Below are 4,039 nucleotides of genomic sequence, written 5' to 3' on the forward strand. Positions count from 1 at the left end.
TGGTAAATAATAGTATAAATAATGTAGAAAAGAGAAATACAAAAAAGGGATAAATATGCTGCTCTTGATTTAATTAGAAAAATTGTAGTTACTATAAGTAATAGCAAAAAACTTGAAAAAAACTTATGAATAAAACGCTTAGAGTTAGATATAAAATAAAGGAGAAAAGGAACTTTGATTAGTATATAAGCAGCATTAATATTTTTATTTCCAGTAAAACCTTTGAGGTAAGCTGGATCAAAATTATTTGAAAGTAAATTAAGAAAAGTAGATGATGATTTTAAAGATAAGTTGATATACGGTAAATATGTTGTGAATAAATCAACTAGCAAAAAGAACGAAAAAATTATAGAAATGGGATAAAAATTAATTTTATCCCTAAATAAATTAGTTAGAAAAATAATAGAAAATAAAACATTTAAGACTCTAGAAAAATCTACAATAGATAAATTAATATTTCTAGTAAATATTAAAGAAATACCACAAAAAAATAAAAAAATGAAAAGAAAAAAATAAGGTCTAAAAAGCAAAAAAAACTTGAGAGTAAACAGATTATTGAAAAATAAAAAATATAAGGTAAATACTAAATTTAAAATAGATAAGGCAAACCAATGAACACCAATAACATCTATAGACATCGCATTTGGTATTAGTGGAATAATAAATAGACTTATTAAATATATATATGATGCTCTCATAAAATAAAGATATAAAAAAAGCCTCTCTTTCGAGAGGCTTTAATCATTAAGTATTTACACTTATTACAACCAAGTAGTAAGGTTAAGAGCTGTACCAGCACCAGCAGCACCAGCAGCTGAACCAACAACAACATTATCCCAATCTCTTTGAAGATCGTTATCTGTACCACTTATTGAAGTTCCGTCAACTAACTCTGTTAGAGCAATTGTACCAGAAGCAGTAGTATGACTTGCAGAAGCTGCAAGGTCAAGTAAATTAGCTTTTAGAGAAGTACTCTTGTTAATAACAGTAACTCTCCAACCTGAAGCTTCTGAAGTACCAACAACAGCAATTGTTGAGGAAGCACCCATGTAAGCAGTTTGAGAAGAAGCTGTAAAGTAGTTAGAAGCGTAAGGGAAAGTAAATCCTGTACCAAAAGAAGGAGTAGATGAGTAATCAACTACATTTTCAACCTCAGGCGTAACTTCTACACCACCTGTAACAGTAGCAACATTGAATGAACCAGATAAAGTTTTAGAATTGTTAATAGCTTCTGCTAAAGCCTCAGTGAAGTCTTCATTTGTAGCAGCAGCAACAGTTTCACTCAAGGTTACACCATTAAAGGTAAAAGTTACTGGTCCACCAGCTCTACCTGATGTTTCAGATAAAACTCCATCATTAAATAATGAAATTAAATAAGTCTTTTTCTTACCAAAATCCTTCTTAACCTCAACATCAAAGTTGTAACCTCCGGCAACTAATTGGGCTTTAAGTTCTGTTTCAACAGATGGTGCCCAAGTGTCAGGAGATGCAGCAAAAGTGTCAGTAATTCCATATTTAGCTTTGAAAGCAGCATCAAAAGTGACTTTAGCTAATTCAGTTCCAGATACGCTTGGTTCAATAGCAATGAAGTCATCTGTTTGAATAGTACCAGAGTTAGAAAGACCATAAGAAGATCTCTGCAATTTCTCAGCTACTGCTGGAGCACCAGCTGCACCTGCAACATAGTTTAAAAGATCTACTGTAGAATCTTCTCCACCCCAAGTCTGTACATTAGTTGTAGACCAACCTGTAGCAGTTCTCAATTTAATTTCACCATTAACAGCTAAGGCATCACCATTTGAATCTAACACCTCAGTTACATTATCATAAGATACTCTAGTTGAAGCAGTACCTCTTAAAGCTAATGCTGCAGCAATGAAAGTTTTAATTGAAGCTACACCAGATGCAGATGTAATTTTACCTGTCACAGCAGGAAGAACATTAACTGCAGATGGCAATTGGATTTTAGAAGCAGTTAAATCATTTGTATGAATATTAACATTAGCTTCACCAGCTACAAGTGCAGTTTTATCAGTATCAGTACCTAATGAGTTAAGTTTAGCGAAAGATAAAGTTTCAAGACTAGCATTTGATGTGATAGTCAAAGTGTTAATATCATCTAAAGAATCTGCAGTAATAGAAGTGATTTCAGCATTTCCAGTAATTACTAGTTTACCTGAAGATATTGCTCCGTAGCTATTGTTAGTAACAGTAGATGTGTGACCTAATACATAAGATGTCATTGAGTCATTATCATTTAGTGTTAAAGCATGTGTTCCTCCTGTAATAGTGAAAGAAGTTAAATCTGTAGCACCAGTAACAGATACTGAAGTACTTGAACCACCAACAATTAATGTTTCAATATTTGCATTAGTTGCGGAAACAAATGATGGAAATTTGTAAGTTTTATCATCAGCTGTTGTTGAAGCATCATCTCCGTCGTTTCCGATATAATGGAAATAAGTTGCTTTAGGAGCCATTGTTTCTAAGTTAATAGCTACTGCACCAGTAATTGCTGGTAAAACAACTTTTTTAGCTTTATCAAATTGAGAATCAGCGTGACCTTCCCATACTGGAAAGTTTGGCTCTGTAACAGAATCCATATCTAATTCACCTCCTGTAATTAACGGAGCTTTAACAATTGTTGCTCCATCGATTTCAATTTTGAAACCACTTTCAGCAACAGGAGTAGCATCGGTTGTAGTGATTAAAGAAGAAAAATCAACAGTTCCAGAATCAACTGATAAAGAAAGTGCAGCAGGAAGTCTTACTAAAGAAGACATATCAAAATTAGTAACTTTATTAAATGTTGCATTTGTTAAAGCAGTTATTTTAGTAACTTTTGGAACACTAACACTAGTGATTTTATTGTCATCATGAATATTTAAAGCTCCAGTTGAAACTAACTCAGGAAGAGAAACGTCTGCTTTCTGATCAATTTCAACACTAGCTGCAGAGGCTAATTTAGTAAAAGCAGGAGTAGTTGTTATTCCAGTTTCAGTTGAAGTAAATTTAACAAGACCAGTAACAGTATTGAATCTAGCCATAACTGTTGCTAATTTTGTAGCATCCATATCTTTGGTTTGGGTGATTTCAACCTTACCATTTACAATAAATACTTTATCTCCTAAAGCGTTAGCAAAATCAAGAGTAGAATTGTTAGTTATAGCAACATCACTTGAATAAATATTGTTTTGTTGCAACAATTCAGTTAAATCTGCTTGAGCCGCAGTCAAGGCAGTTTGCAAAGCAGCAACTTCAGCAGCAGTAGCAGCAGTAGCAAGAGTATCTTGCAAAGCTTTAACGTCAGCAGCAAGAGCTGTTAATGATGCAGTTAATGCAGCTTGAGTTGACTCTAGACCAGAGATGTCAGTTGCAGGAGTTACAGGAATGTTAGCGATAGCAGTCTGTAAAGATGCTACAGTTCCCTGTAATGCAGTTAAACCTGAAGACAAAGAAGAAAATCCTTCAATTTGAGACTTCAAAGTATTAATCTGTGTGTTAAGATCATCGAATTGATCATCATAGTTTGTACATGATGACAAAACCACCATGGACGAAATTAATAAGTAAGAAAATAGTTTTTTCATGTTTGAAATGTTAAATAAGTAATTAAGTGTTGAATTTAAAGTGTAATTCTTTTGTTCTAAAATTTGATTAGTAATACGTTTTTGGTTCATAGTCGTTAATTAAAGCGTGTACAATGCGATTTGGAAACATCTATACCGTGCAAAAGTGTGAAACTAACCGTTGGCTGTTTTCACTTTTTCGACGAAATACATTATATCTATAGACCAGTGGTGTTAAACCATCGGCTAAAGAAACAGTAGTTTCGCTGTATAAAAATTAAAAATCAGGCTGTAACACCTATTAATAGCCAAATTTACAATTTTATTACTAATGATAAAATATTTTATAATTTTTTAAAGTCAAAAAGTTCTAAAAAAAACAAAAACTTTGACTAATAGAACCTACTAAAGTCTTTTCGGTTTCTAACCCTATACGGAGAGAGGTCAAAGTTTACGAAGATTTCAAAGGC

At 32.8% G+C, this 4,039-nt stretch carries 1 protein-coding gene; it reads right to left on the bottom strand.

Going from position 1 to position 4,039, the window contains the following annotated elements; genetic code table 11:
• Positions 1-761: 761 nt before the first annotated feature.
• Positions 762-3,590: a hypothetical protein gene (locus Q0L44_RS05050; RefSeq protein WP_296636138.1), complete on the bottom strand. Its 2,829-nt coding sequence runs from the start codon at positions 3,588-3,590 to the stop codon at positions 762-764.
• Positions 3,591-4,039: the final 449 nt, after the last annotated feature.

Source organism: Polaribacter sp. (assembly GCF_024639685.1).
Lineage (GTDB): Bacteria > Bacteroidota > Bacteroidia > Flavobacteriales > Flavobacteriaceae > Polaribacter.